Raw genomic sequence first — 16178 nt, 5'->3', positions numbered from 1 at the left:
GTTAGGGGATTGGCGGGACTACCGCTCAGTTGGCCGTGGATGGTACATCGATCCAGATCGTCTTGATCTCGGTGTACTGGTCATGTGCCCAGATCGACTTGTCACGACCACCAAAACCGGACTCCTTGTAGCCGCCGAACGGTGTGGTGATATCGCCTTCACCGAAGCAGTTCACGGTCACCACGCCCGCGCGAATCTCGCGTGAGAGCCGGATCGCGCGGTTAAGGTGGCTCGTGTAGACCGATGCCGCCAGCCCATACACGGAGTCGTTGGCCAGCGCGATAGCCTCATCGATATCGGTAAAGGTGGTCACCGACAGGATGGGACCGAAGATTTCCTCGCGGAACAGGCGGCTCTCCGGCGGTACGCCATCGACTACAGTCGGCTCCACGAACGATTCGCCCTTGGTGCCACCACCGAACGTCACGTTCAGGCGCTCTGCATCGGCATGCTCGATGTACGAGCGCACTTTCTGGAAATGCGCTTCACTCACCAGCGAGCCGATACGATGCTCGGGATCGAGCGGATCGCCCATCTTCCAGTCGCGCATGTGGACGCCGATGCGTGTCAGCAACTCGTCCTTGATATCGGCATGCACGATCAGCCGCGACGATGCCGAGCAGTTCTCGCCCATGTTCCAGAAGGCACCGTTGACCACGTGCTGGGCCACGGCGTCGATGTCCTCCACATCCTTGAGCACCACGGCAGGATTCTTGCCGCCGCATTCGAGCACGATGCGCTTGAGGTTGGATTCCGCCGCGTACTTGAGGAACAGCCGCCCGGTTGCGGTGGAACCCGTGAAACTGACCATCGACACGTCCATGTGCATGCCGAGGGGCTCGCCCACTTCCTTGCCGCCGCCGGGCAGCACGTTGAACACCCCCGCAGGGACGCCTGCCTGATGGGCCAGTTCGGCCACGCGCAGTGCGGTGAGCGTGGTTTCCTTGGCAGGCTTGACCACGATCGAACAGCCGGCCGCGAGCGACGGACCAATCTTCCACGCCAGCATCAGCAGCGGGAAATTCCACGGCAGGACAAGCCCCACCACGCCAATCGGCTCGCGCACCACTAGCGACAACGCAGCAGAACCCACGGGCGCCGTGCTGTCATAGATCTTGTCGATCAGTTCGGCGTGCCAGCGGATCGTATGAATGGTCTCGGGAATGTCGGTGTTCTGGCATTCGCGGATCGGCTTGCCACTATCCAGGCTTTCCATCACGGCCAGTTCGTGAGCATGCTCTTCCAGCAGGTCGGCGAACTTCAGCAGCACGGCCTTGCGCTGGCCCGGCGACTGGCGATGCCAGCGGCCATCCTCGAACGCAGCCTTGGCCTTGGCCACGGCAACATCCACATCGCGCGCATCGCAGGCGGAGATTTCCGTCAAGACCTGTCCCGTTGCCGGATTGCTGGTCTGGAACGTCTTGCCCGATACGGCGCGGACGAACTTTCCGTCGATGAAAGCCTGCGTCGGCAGCGTGATCTTGTCTGCAATGGCGGCGTACTCTGCAGCAGTCAGGAGTTGAGCCATTACGCCTTCTCCCCGACGATGGTCGCCACCACGCGCTTGAGTTCGACGATGATCGCCTGCAAGCGGCGGCGCTCGGTGTCTTCAAGATCCTGCAGCGGTGCGCGCACACCGCCGGCTTTCAGCCCTGCAACGGTGCAGCCGTGTTTGATCGATTGCACGAACTTGCCGCCTTCCAGGAAATCCATCAGCGGCATCATGGCAGACATGATGCGGCGGCCTTTATCGAAATCCTTCTCGATCACGCAGGCTTCATACAGCGCGATGTGCTCGCGCGGAATGAAGTTGGAGCCAGCGCAGACCCAGCTACGTGCGCCCCAGGCAAAGAATTCCAGCGCCTGATCGTCCCAGCCGCACGAAATGTCGATATCGTGGAACTCGGTGGCCAGCATATGCAGTTGCGATGTCTGTCCCGAGCTTTCCTTGATGGCGACAAAGTTCTTCGAGGCCGACGTCACCGTGCGGAAGAACTCGCGCCCCATCGACACACCCATCCGGCCCGGATAGTTGTAGAGCATGACGGGCAGGCCAGCGGCCTTGTCGACCGTCAGCGCGTGGATGGCATTCTCTGCCTCGGTCGGCAGCGCATACGGCGGCGAGCCAACCAGGATGGCATCGGCCTTGATGGCCTTTGCGCCCTTGGCATACACCACCGATTCTTCCGTGCGCACCGCGCCCGTGCCAACGATCAGCGGCACGCGGGTGCCAATCACTTCCTTGGCGAACGCGGCCAGCGCAAGCCGCTCTTCGGTGGTGTGCGCATAGTATTCGCCGGTGGACCCGCCAATGATGATGCCGTGCACGCCGGCTTCGATCAGTGACTCCAGCACGTCGCCAAACGCGGCGTTGTCGATCTTGCCTTCCGCAGTCAGCGGCGTGATGGCCGGCGTGTAGATACCTTGAAACTTCATGATGCTCTCCGTAACTTCGGGAATTCGATAAAGGGAATGAGGGGTGGGTCAGCGGCTCAGCGAGGCCGCCTCCTGGAGACTCAACGAGCGCGTCTCCGGTGCGAGTAACAGCGAGACCAGCAGACCGACCAGCGTGACGCCAGCAGCGGCGTACATCGTGTGGCCGATGCCGATGGTCTGCAGCGAGATCGGCACGAGCCAGGTGCCGATGGCGGCGCCAATCCGGGACAGCGACGCGCCCAGCCCCACGGCCGCCGAGCGAATCTCGGTCGGGAACAGTTCGTTCGGATAGACCAGTTGCAGCACCTGCGCTCCGCCAATGAACAGCGCATAGGCGCCGAACAACGCGAGCACCAGCATCTGGTTGCCGTCCGAGCACGCGCCCAGCCCCAGCAACGCCAGGCCCGACCACAGGAAGCTGTGGATCAGCATGCTGCGGCGGCCGATGGTGTTGATGAGTCGCGTGGCAACGATGCAGCCGACCACGAAGAGCATGGTGATGGCCACCGACCCCAGCGATGCCCACTCGCCTTTCAGGTTCAGCGCTTGCAATACGGTCGGTGCAAAGGCATAGACCGCGAACACGGGAATGACCGAGCAACTCCAGAACACCGACACGAACAACATGCGCTTGCCGTAGCCGGAGTGCAGCAGCGACAGCAGCGATACCTTCTTCTCGGCCGCCTGCTCGGGCAGGTTGCGCAGCGAGAAAGTCGGACCGTAGACCTTGCGGATGATGCGTTCCGCCTCCGACGCCCTGCCCTTGCTCAGCAGCCAGCGCGGCGACTCGGGCGTACCCATGCGGATCACCAGCAACACCACACCGATGATGGCCGGGCTGGCCAGCACCAGGCGCCATGCATCGGCGCGTCCGGCACCGAGCAATGCGTTGCCGACGATATAGGCCAGCGCGGCACCGGCGAACCACAGGATGGTCAGCATCGCCAGACGGGGGCCGCGGTATTTCTTCGGCAGGAATTCGACGAGCAGCGCGCCAGCCACTGGATATTCGAATCCAACGCCGATCCCGATCAGAAAGCGCATGAAGAACAGTTCCTCGCCGGACGTGGCCCAGTACTGCAGCACCGAACACAGCACGAAGATCGTCGGCCCCACGAAATAGAGCTTCCTGCGGCCCAGCCTGCAAGTCAGCACGCCACCCAGAAAGCCGCCGCAGAAGATGCCGATCAGCGCCGATGCCGCCACCATGCCCTGCCAGAAACTGCTCAGGTCCAGCGCGGCAGCCAGCGGCACCATGGCCACGCCGATGATGCTCAGCACATAGCCGTCCAGCAGCCAGCCGCCGCCCGAGCGGATGCATAGCAGTTGATGAAATCCATTCAGAGGAACGTCCTCGATCGATACGTTGTTTGCCACCGTTTGTCTCCTGTTTGACCGTGTCGTGCGCGGACCTGCGTTGGGTCCGGCTTTCTTCGGGTGCAGCTAATCCATGCGTGATGGGTTCAGACCTCCCTTCCCGCCCGGCGCTGGCCGAGCCACAGATTGGCGTTGACGCCCATCGACAGGAACGGCTCCGGCGGATTGCGGTTTGGTCCCGGCGACGACAGCAGAAAGTCGATCAGTTCATTGCGCTCGCCGGCAAGGTGCTCGGCCAGCAGGTGCCCCGTGACGGTGCCCCGCGTGATGCCGAGTCCGTTGCAGCACAACGCGCCAAAGACGTTGGGTGCGAGTTGGCCAAAGTGGCCCATGTGATTGCGCGAGAGCGCGAGCGAGCCGCCCCACGTGTATTCGAACTCCACACCCGGCAGCATCGGAAAGCGCCGCTCGAACGAATCCCGATGGGTTTTCACAAAGCGTTCGAGATATTTGGGATGGCTGCGGCCATCCGCGTTGTAGCTGAAGCTGTTGCGCACGAGGATGCGGTTGTCATGCGTGCGGCGCAGCGTTGTGCCGTACGGATCGGCCGGGATCAGGCCCCAGAATTCCTTGCCGCCGAGCTGCGCCTGCTCGGCCGCCGTCAGCGGACGCGTGAGGCTGGCATAGGTGAAGACGGGCAGCATCGTGCCCTGGAGAAATCCGAAGCGCTGGCCGAACGCGTTGTTGGTCAGGATCAGCGTGTCGGCGGTGATGCTGCCGCCGCGATGCGTGAGCACGATCTTGTCGCCGTATTCCACATCGGTGATCGGCGTGTTCTCGTACAACTCCACATTGGGCGGCAGGCTGTCTGCCAGCCCTTTCACCAGCGCGGCCGGCTGGATCAACGCGGTGCCCGGCGTAAAAAGCGCCTTCCGGTAGAACGACGTGCCGATGTGGCCGGGCAGGTCCGCGGCTTCGATCATGTCGTACGGCTGGCCCAGCTTGTCGAGTCCGCGGCGATACGCATCCAGCACCGCGATGCCCCGATCTTCGATGGCCGCCTGGTACTTGCCCGACGCGCGAAACTGGCAGTCGATCCGGTACTCGTCCACCAACCCCTTGAGAATGCGCTGGCCGGTCAGGTTCAGGTTCATGCAATGGCGGGCCGTGGCGATGTCGCCGATGTAGTCGTCGGCTCCGATGTCGTGGGGGAGGTCGATCGCAAAGCCTGCGTTCCGGCCGGATGAGCCGAAACCCACTTGCTGCGCATCCACCAGCACGACGGAGTCGTCCGGGAACCGGTGCGCCAGTTGGCGGGCAGCGGCCAGGCCGGTGAAGCCCGCGCCGATGATCGCCCAGCGCGCACTGGTCTTGCCGGAATGCGCCGGCATCGGCTTGCGTGCGCGGCTTAGGTGAAACCAGCCGCAGGTGGAATCGTCAGCTGGTATCGCAGTTACTTTCGTCATGTGAGCCTCACTCCAGAGCGCCTGCCTCGATGTCTCCGGCTGCGCCCTTCTTCGTGTCTATCATTTGTAGACAAAGAATATTTCTACGATAGACAAACGGCTATGAGGGTTTACGCTCGGCCGACGAACGCGCTCATACCGTTGCTTTTGCAGCACTTTTTAGGGGAGATGCGTGATTGGCCGGGCGGTTGGCCTAGAATGTCTACGATTGATAGACAGGGGTCTGAGATGGCAAGAACCAAGGCGGGCGCGGACGACGCGCCGATTTCCGACGCATCGGTGGATCGCAAGGCGCTTCTCGCCGACGCATTGCGCCGGCGAATCGTCAGCATGGATATGGCGCCTGGCGCAGTGGTGGACGAGCTGGCGCTGAGCGAGGAATTTGGCCTGTCACGCCCTCCGGTGCGGGAGCTGATGCGGCAGATGGCGGCCGAGGGCTATATCGAACTGGAAGCCAACCGTGCGGCGCGGGTGTCTTCGATGAACCACCAGTCGCTACGGAATTTCTTCCTGGCCGCGCCGATGATCTACATCGCCACCACGCAACTGGCCGCGACCAACGCCACCGCGCGGGAGATCGAGGAATTGAAAGCCATCCAGGGACGGTTCCGCGAAGCCATCGAGCGGAACGACGTGGAAAACCGCGTGCTCAACAACGACCAGTTCCATTTGCAGATCGGCAAGATGGCGCACAACCCGTATTTGATGCCGAGCCTGCGCCGCATCCTGATCGACCATGCGCGGCTGGGGAAGATCTTCTACCGGCATCCCGCACCCGTCGACATGGAACTGGATCTCGGCAAGGCGGCCGACCAGCACGACGAGATCATCGAGGCCATCGCGCGCCATGATCCCGAAACGGCAGGCGACATCGTGCGTGCCCATATGGATCTCTCGCGCCGACGCATGAAGGAATATGTAGCGCCGGTGGGTGTGGAGGTGCCGCTGGTTCTGTAGCTGCAATGGTGGCTGTAGCTCGCTGCCAACACCCCTCTTCCCTACGCTCCATGACAGGACGGCGATCTGCTAGCCTCGCAGTCGATTCCACGACAGCGCCGGGGGCGTTCCGGTCCATCACGAACTCCGATAAGTCATGCGGACGACGCCACGATCTGGCGATCCATACAGACGTCGTCCCAACAAGATTGCCTCTAGATAACATCGACGTCGATCCGCAACGACGCCGCGGCGCCAACCAGCAGGCTGGCGGGGCCGCGACGTCATGCGTCTGAAGCGCCGATCGCCGATCAGTCGACGCGTTTGATCTCCGTGTAGTCGCCCTGCGTCCGCAGCGTCATCGTCACGTCCTTGTCGCCACGGTTGCGCCAATACCAGCCGTGGTTGCCGTTGAACGCTGCCTGGATGACCCCGGTGTCTTCGCCAACCTGACGGCCCTTCTTGTACGAGATGGATCGACCACCTCCGTCGCCGTGCGCGTCGAAGTTGACGGCGGCACCATTGGCCGTCCAATCGAAATACGCCTTGTCGCCGGCCTTCATCGTGAGCTTCACTTCCGCACCCTGACCAGGACGCAGAACTAGGCTGACCTTGTCCGAACGCCCCGCTGCGGCAGCGGGCTGCGGCGCTGCTGGCGGCTGGGCAGTGGCGGCGGTAGCGCTGACTGACGCCGACGGCGCGTCGTGGGCATGCGCATCAGGCGATGCATGGTCGTGGCCATGCGCCGGCTCGGGCCGAATCCTCGGTTGCAGGCTTGCTTGCGCTGCCTTTCGGTCGGCAGCCGTATCGGCGGCGGCCTCCGCTGCGAGTTGTGCCTTGGTTTCCCCCATCTGCGTGAGGCCGAGAGCGCGGCCCAAGCCTGTCGGGTCGATCGCATACTCCGAAGGAAGCACGATCGTGATCAGGATGGCGGCTGCTGCTGCGGCCGCACTGGCGGTGGAGCGAAACAGTTGCGCGGAAGTCGGCAGCTCTGCGCGAGCCGGAATATCGGTGTTGTACATGCGTGAGAATCCTTAGGACACGAAGAGGCCGGCGAGCTGATATCCGATCAGCACAAAACCGGCGGACATCATGGCGACGTTGGCGGTGTAGGCATGGCGCAGGAAGCTGCCTGTGCGGCGCCAGTAGCCCATGACGATCAGGATGGCGGACAGCGCCAGCAACTGGCCGATCTCCACACCGACGTTGAACGCCAGCAAATTGGGGACGAGGCCATCGGGCGAGATGTCGTACTCGATGATCTTCGTCGACAGGCCAAAGCCGTGGAAGAAGCCGAAGATCAGCGTTGCCACCCTGGTGTTGGGCTGGAATCCGAACCAGCGCTGGTAGGCGCCCAGGTTGTCCAGCGCCTTGTAGACCACGGACAGGCCGATGATTGCGTCGATGATGTAGCTGTTGATGCCGATGTTGAAATACACGCCCAGCAGCATCGTGGTGGAATGCCCGATGGCAAACAGGCTGACATACAGGCCGATGTGCCGCAGGCGGTAGAGGAAGAAGATCACACCCAGCAGGAACAGGATGTGGTCGTATCCGGTCACCATATGCTTTGCGCCCAGGTAGATGAAGGGCAGCACATGGACACCGGTGATTTCCTGGATGTAGCCCTTGTCGCCTTCGGCAACGGCGTGCGCGAACGCTGCGCCGCTCATGGCGAACAGCAGCAACGCGGCAAGGGTCACGAACATGAGGCAGCGGCGCAATAGGGGCGCGTTCCAGCCTCCGTGTGATAACGGCATTTGCATAAAACTCCGAAATTTCTGGATGTTGGGGCGGCCGCAGCGCGGCCGGTCAGGCGAGAGGGGTGTGCTGACGCGGTGGCCGCTCGATTTGCCACGGAGACCCGGGCAATCGCTGCGGCACGTGAGCGGCTCGCCAGCCGTAGTCCAGCCGGCACCGCATCGTATGCACCACCGGCGGCAGGTGCATCACGTCGTGCTGGTGATCGGATGCATCGTGCCCATGCACATGGCCGGACACGCTTTCGGTTCCGGTGTCGATGCCTGTGTCGTCATCGTGCGAATGCCCGGCAGCTACCTCCGCAGCCAGCATCTCGCGCGCGTCATGCGTGGCCGATTCGCCGCGCCACGGCGCCTTGAACATGCCGACCAGCAGCGCGATCGTGACGAGCGCCAGCAGCGTGGCGCGCCATGCAAATGGGGTCACGTGCTCGCCGGTATGACGCCATGACTTCGCAATCGGCATCCGTTCAGCCCCGATCCGGGTCGAGCACGTAGCCCATCCCGCGAATGGTATGGATCAGCCGGATGTCGAACGGATCGTCCACCTTGGCTCGCAAACGACGAATCGCTACATCCACGACGTTGGTGTTGGTTTCGAAGTTCACATCCCAGACCTGCGAGGCGATCATCGCGCGCGACAACACCTCGCCCTGCCGGCGTACCAGAAGATGAAGCAGCATGAATTCCTGGTTCGTCAGCTCGATCCATTTACCGCCGCGATACACGCGTCTGCCGAGCAGGTCGATGTCGAGATCGCGCACCTGCATGCGTTCGCAATCGCGCGCCGATGTCTGCCGCAGGCAGCGGCGCAAACGCGCGAGCAGTTCGGCAAACGCATAGGGCTTGACCAGATAGTCGTCAGCGCCCAGCTCGAACGCGCGCACGCGATCCGCAACCTCGTCGCGTGCCGACAGGAACAGTACGGGCGTGTCGCGCAGCGTCTTGATGGAGCGGATGACGGCCCAGCCGTCCGCGCCCGGCAGCATGACGTCCAGGATGACGGCGTCATATTCGCCCTCCCTGAACGCATGCATGCCGTCGAGCCCATCGTTGACCACGTCGACGCTGAAGCCCGATTCCGAAAGTCCCTTGACAAGATATTCGGCTGCCCGCACCTCATCCTCGACCACGAGCAACTTCATGTGATCCACTCCTTCCGCATTCCAGCCGCGGTACTCAGCGCGAATCGGGCCAGCGCGGGTGATCGTCGTCGATGGTGAACGCATGGCGATGGCTGGTTTTACCGGTACGGTCGCCTTCTGCAAGGTGCGTGGCATCGCCTTCCGCATGATGGTGTTCGATGATGTCGGGATCGTTGGCAGGCCAGAAGCGCCATGCCGCGAGTACGCCAAGCGCCGAGATCGCGGCCAGCGCGGCAAATGCTGCGGTCATGCCGAACCGCGCGCCGATCTGTCCGGCCAGCGGATACGTAATGAGCCAGCAGGCGTGCGACAGCGAGAACTGCGCGGCGAACACGGCGGGACGGTCGGCGGACGTGGCGGAGCGCCGCAGCAACCGGCCGCTCGGGGTCTGCGTCATCGAGTAGCCAATACCGATGACGAACCACGTCAGCAGGAATACCGGCCACTCCACGGCGGGCGCGAATCCCGTCAGTGCAATGCCGAAGGCCAGCCCTGCCGTCATGATCGTGGCACCGGTCAGCATCGCAGGACGATCGGGACGGTCGTTGAGCAGGCGCGGCAACAACAACGCCACCAGCATCGATCCAAAGCCGAACGCGGCCAGACCGAATGGCACATCGGAAGCGGGACGCTGCAGCTTGCTCTGCACGTAGACCACCGTGTTCACGATCACCATGGAACTCGCGGCCGCTGCAGCAAGATTCAGCGACAGCAGTCCGCGCAAACGCGGCGTGCGCAGATAGATCGACATCCCGCGAATCGTCTTCGCGTAGATGCTGCCCGAACGCTCGACAGCGCGCGATTGCGGCAACCGCACGGACACCACCATTGCAGCCGAAATCAGGAAGCCGACCACCGTGCCGCCAAACAGCCAATGGAAGCTGATGACCGATAGCAGCGCCGCTGCGAGCGCCGGGCTCGCCAGGCTCTCCATGTCATAGGCGAGGCGCGACAGCGACAGTGCGCGGGTGTAGTCCTTCTCTTCCGGCAATACATCGGGAATCGTGGCCTGGAACGTCGGCGTGAATGCCGCCGATGCCGATTGCAGCAGGAAGATCAAGATGTAGATCTGCCATACCTGCGTCACGAAGGGCAGCGAGATGGCCACGCCTGCGCGAATCAGGTCCATCGACACGAGGAACGCCCGCCGGGGTAGCCGGTTCGCGAAAGCGCCCACCACGGGCGCAATCCCCACATAGGCCACCATCTTGATGGCGAGCGCCGTGCCCAGCACGCTGCCAGCATCGGCACCGGCAAGGTCATACGCCAGCAAGCCAAGCGCAACGGTTGCAAGACCAGTGCCCACCAGCGCGATGACCTGCGCAAGAAACAGGTGTCGGTACGTTCGATTGGCAAGGACTTCAAGCATCGACACACTCCCAATCAGACATGATCACGACTCCAGCACGGGTTCAATGTTCGCCGACTGCGATGCACGGCGCCGCAGCATCATGCCGCAGATCGCCGGCAGCACGAACAGCGTGAGCACGGTAGCGGTGACCAGCCCGCCGATCACCACCGTGGCCAGCGGCTTCTGTACCTCCGCGCCCGTTCCCGTGGCAATCGCCATCGGCACAAAGCCGAGCGACGCCACCAGCGCGGTCATCAGCACAGGTCGCACACGCTCCATCGCGCCTTCGATCACGGCAGTGTTCGGCGCCATGCCGTCCTCCATCCGCTTGCGAATGGCGGAGATCAGCACCAGTCCGTTCAGCACCGCCACGCCTGACACCGCAATGAAACCAACTGCCGCCGAGATCGAGAACGGGATGCCGCGCAGCAACAGTGCGAACACGCCTCCGGCCAGCGCCAGCGGTACAGCTGTCAGCACCGTAGCAGTCAACACTGCACTGCCGATGGCGAGATACAACGCGGCAGCAATCAGCACGAAACATGCAGGAACAATGATTGCTAGCCGCTTGGTGGCGGCCTGCAGGTTCTGGAACTGGCCACCCCACTCGATCCACATTCCCGGCGGCAGCTTCACTTCCCTGGCGATACGGTCCGCCGCATCGTCGACAAAGCTACCCAGGTCTCGACCATCGCCAACGTTAGCCTCGATATAGACGCGGCGCTTGCCGTTATCCCGGCTCACTTCGTTCAGGCCCTGCGTGAAGCGGAACTGCACCAGTTGGCGCAAGGGAACGGAGGCGCGCGATTGCCCATCCACCGCTGGCAGCATGACGGGCAATGCGCCGAGCACATCGAGGTTCTCGCGTTGTGCGCCGGGCAGGCGGACAACGATGTCGAAGCGACGATCACCATCGAACACCTGGCCTGCAGCCCTGCCCGCCATCGCAGCGGAAATCGTGTCGGCCACTTCCTTGACGGTCAGGCCGTAGCGCGCAATCGCCGCACGATCGAACACCAGATCGAAGGTGGGAAAGCCACCCGTCAACGGCACGCGCACGTCCGTTGCACCCGGCGTCTTGCGCAGCACCGCCGCAATCTTTTGCGCCGTGGCGGCCAGTTCATCAAGGTTCTCGCCATAGAGCTTGACGGCTACATCGCTGCGCACGCCACCGATCAGCTCGTTGAAGCGCATCTCGATGGGCTGCGTCACGTCGTAGTTGTTGCCCACCATCGGCGCGGTCTTTTCGCGAATGCGCTCGATCACCTGCTCCTTGGTCGTGATCCCTTCCGGCCATTCGCTCTTGGGCTTCAGGATGATGTAGTTGTCGGATGCATTCGGCGGCATCGGGTCCGCAGCAAGGCTTGCCGTACCGGCCTTCGAATACACGGTCTGCACCTCGGGCAGCGTCATGACCGCGCGCTCCAGCGGCAGGTCGATCGCCACAGACTGGTCAATCGACGTGGACGGAATCCGCACCGACGACAGGTTCAGGTTCTGCTCGTCGAGCGTAGGCATGAACTCGCGGCCAACGAACGTGAACGACAGCGCGGCCAGCGCCAGCACCGCAACGCCTGCGCCGATGAACGGTGCGGGGCGCGCGACAGCACGTTCCAGCCACGGTCGGTAACGTTGTTTGGTCACCGCAATCACCTTGACTTCGGTCTCCGACACTTCCTTGCGCAGCAGCACGGCAATCATCGCGGGCACAAACGTCAGCGATAGCACGAAGGCAGAGGCCAGCGCCAGCATCAGCGTGATGACCATCGGCGAGAACATCTTGCCTTCCACGCCCTGGAAGGTCAGGCACGGCAGGAAGACCAGGAAGATGACGAGCTGGCCGTAGATCGTCGGCTTCACCATTTCGCGCGACGATGCGATGACTTCTTCAAGGCGCTCTTCCAATGTCAACAGGCGACCCTCGTGCTTCTGGCGCTCGGCCAGGCGGCGCAATGCGTTCTCGACGATGATGACGGCGCCGTCGATGATCAAGCCAAAATCCAGTGCGCCCAGGCTCATCAGGTTGCCCGAGATGTTCAGGCCGTTCATGCCGATGGCACTGATCAGCAGCGACAACGGGATCACCATCGCGGCAATCAGCGCCGCGCGCCAGTTACCCAACAGCGCGAACAGGATCACCACGACCAGCAGCGCACCCTCGGCCAGGTTCTTGGCTACCGTCTCGATCGTCGCGACCACCAGTTGCGAACGGTTCAATGTGGGCACGATCACCACGCCGGGAGGCAAGGTCTTGGTGATCTGGTCGAGTTTGTCGCCCACGGCCTGCGCCACTGTGCGGCTATTGGCGCCCACCAGCATCAGCGCGCTGCCGACCACGGTCTCCACGCCGTTGCGGCTTGCCGCACCCGAGCGCAGTTCGCCGCCGATATTGACGTTGGCCACCTGACCCACCGTGATCGGCACGCCTTGCCGCTGCGCCACCACGGCGCGTGCGATCTCGTCCGCCGTCTTGATACGGGCATCGGCGCGCACCAGATACGACTCGCCGGAGCGGCGGATGAAGTTGGCGCCGACGGACAGGTTGGCATCCTCCAGCGCCTGGCCCAGCTCCGAGTACGAGATCCCGTAAGCCGCCATCTTTGCCGTATCGGGCTCCACTACGAACTGCTTGACGTAGCCTCCGAGCGAATCGACGTCCGCCACGCCCGGCGTGGTGCGCAGTTGCGGCCGGATGATCCAGTCCTGCACCGTGCGCAGGTAGGCCAGCTTCGACACGCGATCCGACAGACGTTCGCCACGGTCAGTAAGGAAACTGCCATCGCTTTGCCACCCGGGTTCGCCATCCTTCACGGTGGCACCCTTGCCATCAGGGAACTGGTACTCGACGCTGTAGTGAAAGACTTCGCCCAGCCCCGTAGACACCGGACCCATCTGCGGCTCCACACCGTCCGGCAGATTGGGTCGCGCCTGTGCCAGCCGCTCAGTGACCTGCTGGCGCATGAAGTAGAGGTTGGCGCTTTCCTTGAAGATCACCGTCACCTGGCTGAAGCCATTGCGGGAGAGCGAGCGCGTGTTCTCCACGCCGTTCAGGCCGGCAATGGCAGTCTCGATGGGGTACGTCACGCGTTTTTCCACTTCGACGGGACTCAGCGTGGGCACCACGGTATTGATCTGCACCTGTTTGTTCGTGATGTCCGGCGTCACGTCGATGGGCAGCAGGTTGAGCTGCCATGCACCGAACACGCCGACAACGGCGGTCAGGAACAGCACGAGCCACCGGAAGCGGACGGCGCCGCTCAGGATGCTTTCGATCATTCGTCGTCCCCGCCGGCCTTGTTCATTTCTGCCTTGATCAGGAACGCATTGCGCGTAGCTACCTGCTCACCGGCGCGCACGCCCGACAGGATCTGCGCCACACCGCCGCTACGTGTTCCCACCAGTACGGACTTCGGACGGAAGCCCTGCTGCGTGCGCACAAAGACCACATCGCGGCCATCGAGATTCTGCACGGCGTCTTCGGGCACCGACATCGCATTCATATCGGCAGCCTTGGTATGCAGACGCACCTGCACCCCTTCGCCCACGATCAGGCCGTTGTTCGCATCCACCGGCGTCACCACTACCGTGGCGGCGCGAGCACTGCCGGAGACCGTCGGCGTGACGGCCTGCACGCGGCCAGCCAGCGGCGCACCGTTGGCCAGCACGATGGTTGCGTCGCTGCCGGCGGCAATGCGGCTGGTGTCGGCGGCAGTCACATACGCTTCGACTTGCACGGCACCCGATCCGGCCACGCGGAATAACTCAGCCTGAGGTGCAACATAAGCGCCGAGGGTGACCGCCTGCGCAGTGATCTTGCCGGCGATGGGACTGACGACGGCCACCGAGCGACCATCGCTCGAAACCTTGGCGGCCTGCGCCACCGTTGCTGCCCGTTGCACCTCGGCCTGCGCCACATCCAGCGCCATGCGCGCCGCCTCCATTTCCTGGCGAGGCGTCACGCCTTGCTGGAACAGGCTCGATTCACGTTCGTACGTCTTGCGAGCGAGATCCGCGCGGGCCTGCGCGACTTTGCGTTCGGCGGCCATGGCGGCGGCCTCGGGGCTATCCACGAGTGCGAGCACGTCGCCGGCTCGCACGGCATCGCCAAGCTTGCGCTGGATGCGCAGTATGGCACCCGCTGCACGCGAGACGATGACGGCCTCGCTGCCCGGCATCGCCGATACCGTGGCCGGTGCCAACACTTCCGATCCGACACCGCCAGCCGATACCGGCTCCACCGCGATATTGGCCGCAGCGAGATACTCGCCGGGGATCTTCACTTCGGCAGGTTCGGCGGCCGGAGCCGAAGCGGCGGCCTTCTCCGGTGCAGCAGCCGCCTTGCCGGACTCGGCACCCGAACCCAGGCCGCGCGCCACGCCAAAGCCAACCAGTGCCGCTGCGGCGGCAACTCCGGCGATCATGGGCCAGCTCGGTTGCCGGCGCTCGTTCTTCGTCATCATCGTGCTTCCTCAAATGCCAGACGGCCGTCCGCCTGCGCCATCGCCGCCAGCGCGCGCACGCGGGCCAGTCGGGCATCAATCGTCAATTGCCGCGCTTCCACCAGTGCGCGCCGTACGGCAAGCAGTTCCACGAGCGGGGTCTTGCCGGAGTCGTATCCAATGCGCCCGAGCCGATAGGCTTCCGAGGCAGCCTGCTCGCCTACGGCTGCAGCGGCAAGCTGCTGGTCAGTGGCCATGGCCTGCGAGATCGCCGAGCGGCGTGCCGCCACGGCCTCAAGTCTCGCGTTGTCGAGTCGGGCCTGTGCCGCCGATACACGCTCGACGGCTGCGTTCACGCCATAGCGGTTCTGATCGAACAACGGAATCGATGCGGTCACGCCAACGACATACCCGCTGGCATTGGTCCAGCCATAGCGGCGCACACCCGCGCTCAGCGCGATATCGGGAATCCAGCGTTTGCGTTCGACATCGACCTGAGCGTCCAACGCATTGCGTTCGGCTTCGGCTGCCAGCACGCTGGGGGAATCGGCCGCTGGCAAGCTTTGATTGGGCAGCGACGGCTTCACGGACAGCAGCGAACTGGTAAGGCTGGTATAGGGTTCGGTAGCGCCCGTTATGGCGGACAATCGCGCGAGCGCTTGTGTCGCATCGTTTTGCGCGGCGGCTTCCGCAGCCTGCGCAGCCGAGACACTGGCCTGCGCCTGCGCGGTGCGCAACGAGGCTTCCTTGCCCGATTCCACCAGCGCGCGCGCCGCCTTCAGTTCATCGTTGGCGCGTCCGAGGTTTTCGGAGGCCAGCGTCTTGCGCGCGAGCATGGCTTCCGCCGATGCATACGCGACAGCCAGTTCCGCCGAGTAGGCGACCTGGATTTGCCGCTCTCGCGCCTGCGCGGCAGCGAAATTCCGCTCGCCCACTGCAATGCGTGCGCCGCGTTTTCCGCCGATTTCCAGCGGCTGGCTCAGTGTGTAGGTGTTTTGACGTTGGCTCGAGCCATCCGCAGCAGGCGCGCCGAGATTCTCGATCACCGTGTCGATACGCGGATTGAGCCATGCGCGGGCCTGCGCAGCGTCAGCACCTGCAGCGCGTACCGTGGCCGCTTGTGCAGCCATGGTCGGTGCGAATGCCAGAGACTGCCGCAGAAGATCGGCATAAGGCGGGGCTTCCGCTGCATGGACTGTTGCTGCCGCCATCAACATCAGCGCGGCAGCGGCACCCGCCTGTCGCGCGATCGTGGGTAATGAGAAGGTCACCTGATTCATTGCGAGAAAAGATGAAGCCGAAATTGGCTGCTCCACTTTTCAATACGG

At 63.5% G+C, this 16178-nt stretch carries 13 protein-coding genes; 1 reads left to right on the top strand and 12 read right to left on the bottom strand.

What is annotated here, in order from left to right; translation table 11 throughout:
* Positions 1–25: 25 nt before the first annotated feature.
* From ABDB81_RS07660 to ABDB81_RS07645, 4 genes are all read right to left on the bottom strand, one after another.
* Positions 26–1528 (bottom strand): aldehyde dehydrogenase, encoded by a 1503-nt coding sequence (locus ABDB81_RS07660; RefSeq protein WP_346810563.1) that lies wholly within the window; start codon positions 1526–1528, stop codon positions 26–28.
* A complete protein-coding gene (locus ABDB81_RS07655) occupies positions 1528–2436 on the bottom strand; it encodes a dihydrodipicolinate synthase family protein (RefSeq protein WP_346810562.1) in 909 nt (302 codons plus the stop codon). Before ABDB81_RS07655 ends, ABDB81_RS07660 begins: the two co-directional genes overlap by 1 nt.
* 48 nt (positions 2437–2484) lie before the next feature.
* Complete coding sequence (locus tag ABDB81_RS07650; protein ID WP_346810561.1) at positions 2485–3813, bottom strand: MFS transporter; 1329 nt, start codon at positions 3811–3813, stop codon at positions 2485–2487.
* Positions 3814–3899: 86 nt separating this feature from the next.
* The gene (locus ABDB81_RS07645) at positions 3900–5219 is read right to left on the bottom strand and encodes an FAD-binding oxidoreductase (RefSeq protein ID WP_346810560.1); all 1320 of its coding nucleotides are present in this window, start codon (positions 5217–5219) and stop codon (positions 3900–3902) included.
* Between the two features lie 228 nt (positions 5220–5447).
* Here ABDB81_RS07645 and ABDB81_RS07640 point away from each other — a divergent pair, with 228 nt between their 5' ends.
* On the top strand, positions 5448–6176 hold the full coding sequence (locus ABDB81_RS07640) for a GntR family transcriptional regulator (RefSeq protein WP_346810559.1): 729 nt from the start codon (positions 5448–5450) through the stop codon (positions 6174–6176).
* Positions 6177–6466: 290 nt separating this feature from the next.
* Here the strand turns inward: ABDB81_RS07640 and ABDB81_RS07635 are convergent, their stop codons facing one another.
* From ABDB81_RS07635 to ABDB81_RS07600, 8 genes are all read right to left on the bottom strand, one after another.
* Positions 6467–7177, bottom strand: a complete 711-nt coding sequence (locus ABDB81_RS07635; protein WP_346810558.1) for a transmembrane anchor protein — start codon at positions 7175–7177, stop codon at positions 6467–6469.
* A gap of 12 nt (positions 7178–7189) precedes the next feature.
* Complete coding sequence (locus ABDB81_RS07630; protein WP_237380498.1) at positions 7190–7864, bottom strand: HupE/UreJ family protein; 675 nt, start codon at positions 7862–7864, stop codon at positions 7190–7192.
* 103 nt (positions 7865–7967) lie between these two features.
* Positions 7968–8342, bottom strand: coding sequence for a hypothetical protein (locus ABDB81_RS07625; RefSeq protein ID WP_346810557.1), 375 nt, complete (start codon positions 8340–8342; stop codon positions 7968–7970).
* A 43-nt stretch (positions 8343–8385) separates the two neighbouring features.
* Complete coding sequence (locus ABDB81_RS07620; protein WP_346810556.1) at positions 8386–9060, bottom strand: heavy metal response regulator transcription factor; 675 nt, start codon at positions 9058–9060, stop codon at positions 8386–8388.
* A gap of 34 nt (positions 9061–9094) precedes the next feature.
* Complete coding sequence (locus ABDB81_RS07615; protein ID WP_346810555.1) at positions 9095–10429, bottom strand: MFS transporter; 1335 nt, start codon at positions 10427–10429, stop codon at positions 9095–9097.
* Between the two features lie 24 nt (positions 10430–10453).
* Complete coding sequence (locus ABDB81_RS07610; RefSeq protein ID WP_346810554.1) at positions 10454–13687, bottom strand: CusA/CzcA family heavy metal efflux RND transporter; 3234 nt, start codon at positions 13685–13687, stop codon at positions 10454–10456.
* Positions 13684–14871 (bottom strand): nickel/cobalt/cadmium efflux RND transporter periplasmic adaptor subunit NccB, encoded by a 1188-nt coding sequence (gene nccB, locus ABDB81_RS07605; RefSeq protein ID WP_346810553.1) that lies wholly within the window; start codon positions 14869–14871, stop codon positions 13684–13686. Before nccB ends, ABDB81_RS07610 begins: the two co-directional genes overlap by 4 nt.
* Positions 14868–16130 carry a TolC family protein gene (locus ABDB81_RS07600; RefSeq protein ID WP_137925228.1) on the bottom strand — a complete coding sequence of 421 codons (1263 nt, stop codon included), beginning with the start codon at positions 16128–16130 and terminating at the stop codon, positions 14868–14870. The genes nccB and ABDB81_RS07600 overlap by 4 nt, the downstream gene beginning before the upstream one ends.
* Positions 16131–16178: the final 48 nt, after the last annotated feature.

The organism is Cupriavidus sp. DL-D2, from assembly GCF_039710735.1.
Lineage (GTDB): Bacteria > Pseudomonadota > Gammaproteobacteria > Burkholderiales > Burkholderiaceae > Cupriavidus.
The sequence above is the reverse complement of the archived record's forward strand: the minus strand, read 5'-3'. Positions and strand labels throughout refer to the sequence as shown.

Coding starts and splice junctions, on each gene's coding strand:
- ABDB81_RS07660 (WP_346810563.1), bottom strand. CDS start 1,528: ATGGCTCAACTCCTGACTGCTGCAGAGTACGCCGCCATTGCAGACAAG.
- ABDB81_RS07655 (WP_346810562.1), bottom strand. CDS start 2,436: ATGAAGTTTCAAGGTATCTACACGCCGGCCATCACGCCGCTGACTGCG.
- ABDB81_RS07645 (WP_346810560.1), bottom strand. CDS start 5,219: ATGACGAAAGTAACTGCGATACCAGCTGACGATTCCACCTGCGGCTGG.
- ABDB81_RS07640 (WP_346810559.1), top strand. CDS start 5,448: ATGGCAAGAACCAAGGCGGGCGCGGACGACGCGCCGATTTCCGACGCA.
- ABDB81_RS07635 (WP_346810558.1), bottom strand. CDS start 7,177: ATGTACAACACCGATATTCCGGCTCGCGCAGAGCTGCCGACTTCCGCG.
- ABDB81_RS07630 (WP_237380498.1), bottom strand. CDS start 7,864: ATGTTCGTGACCCTTGCCGCGTTGCTGCTGTTCGCCATGAGCGGCGCA.
- ABDB81_RS07620 (WP_346810556.1), bottom strand. CDS start 9,060: ATGAAGTTGCTCGTGGTCGAGGATGAGGTGCGGGCAGCCGAATATCTT.
- ABDB81_RS07615 (WP_346810555.1), bottom strand. CDS start 10,429: ATGCTTGAAGTCCTTGCCAATCGAACGTACCGACACCTGTTTCTTGCG.
- ABDB81_RS07610 (WP_346810554.1), bottom strand. CDS start 13,687: ATGATCGAAAGCATCCTGAGCGGCGCCGTCCGCTTCCGGTGGCTCGTG.
- nccB (WP_346810553.1), bottom strand. CDS start 14,871: ATGATGACGAAGAACGAGCGCCGGCAACCGAGCTGGCCCATGATCGCC.
- ABDB81_RS07600 (WP_137925228.1), bottom strand. CDS start 16,130: ATGAATCAGGTGACCTTCTCATTACCCACGATCGCGCGACAGGCGGGT.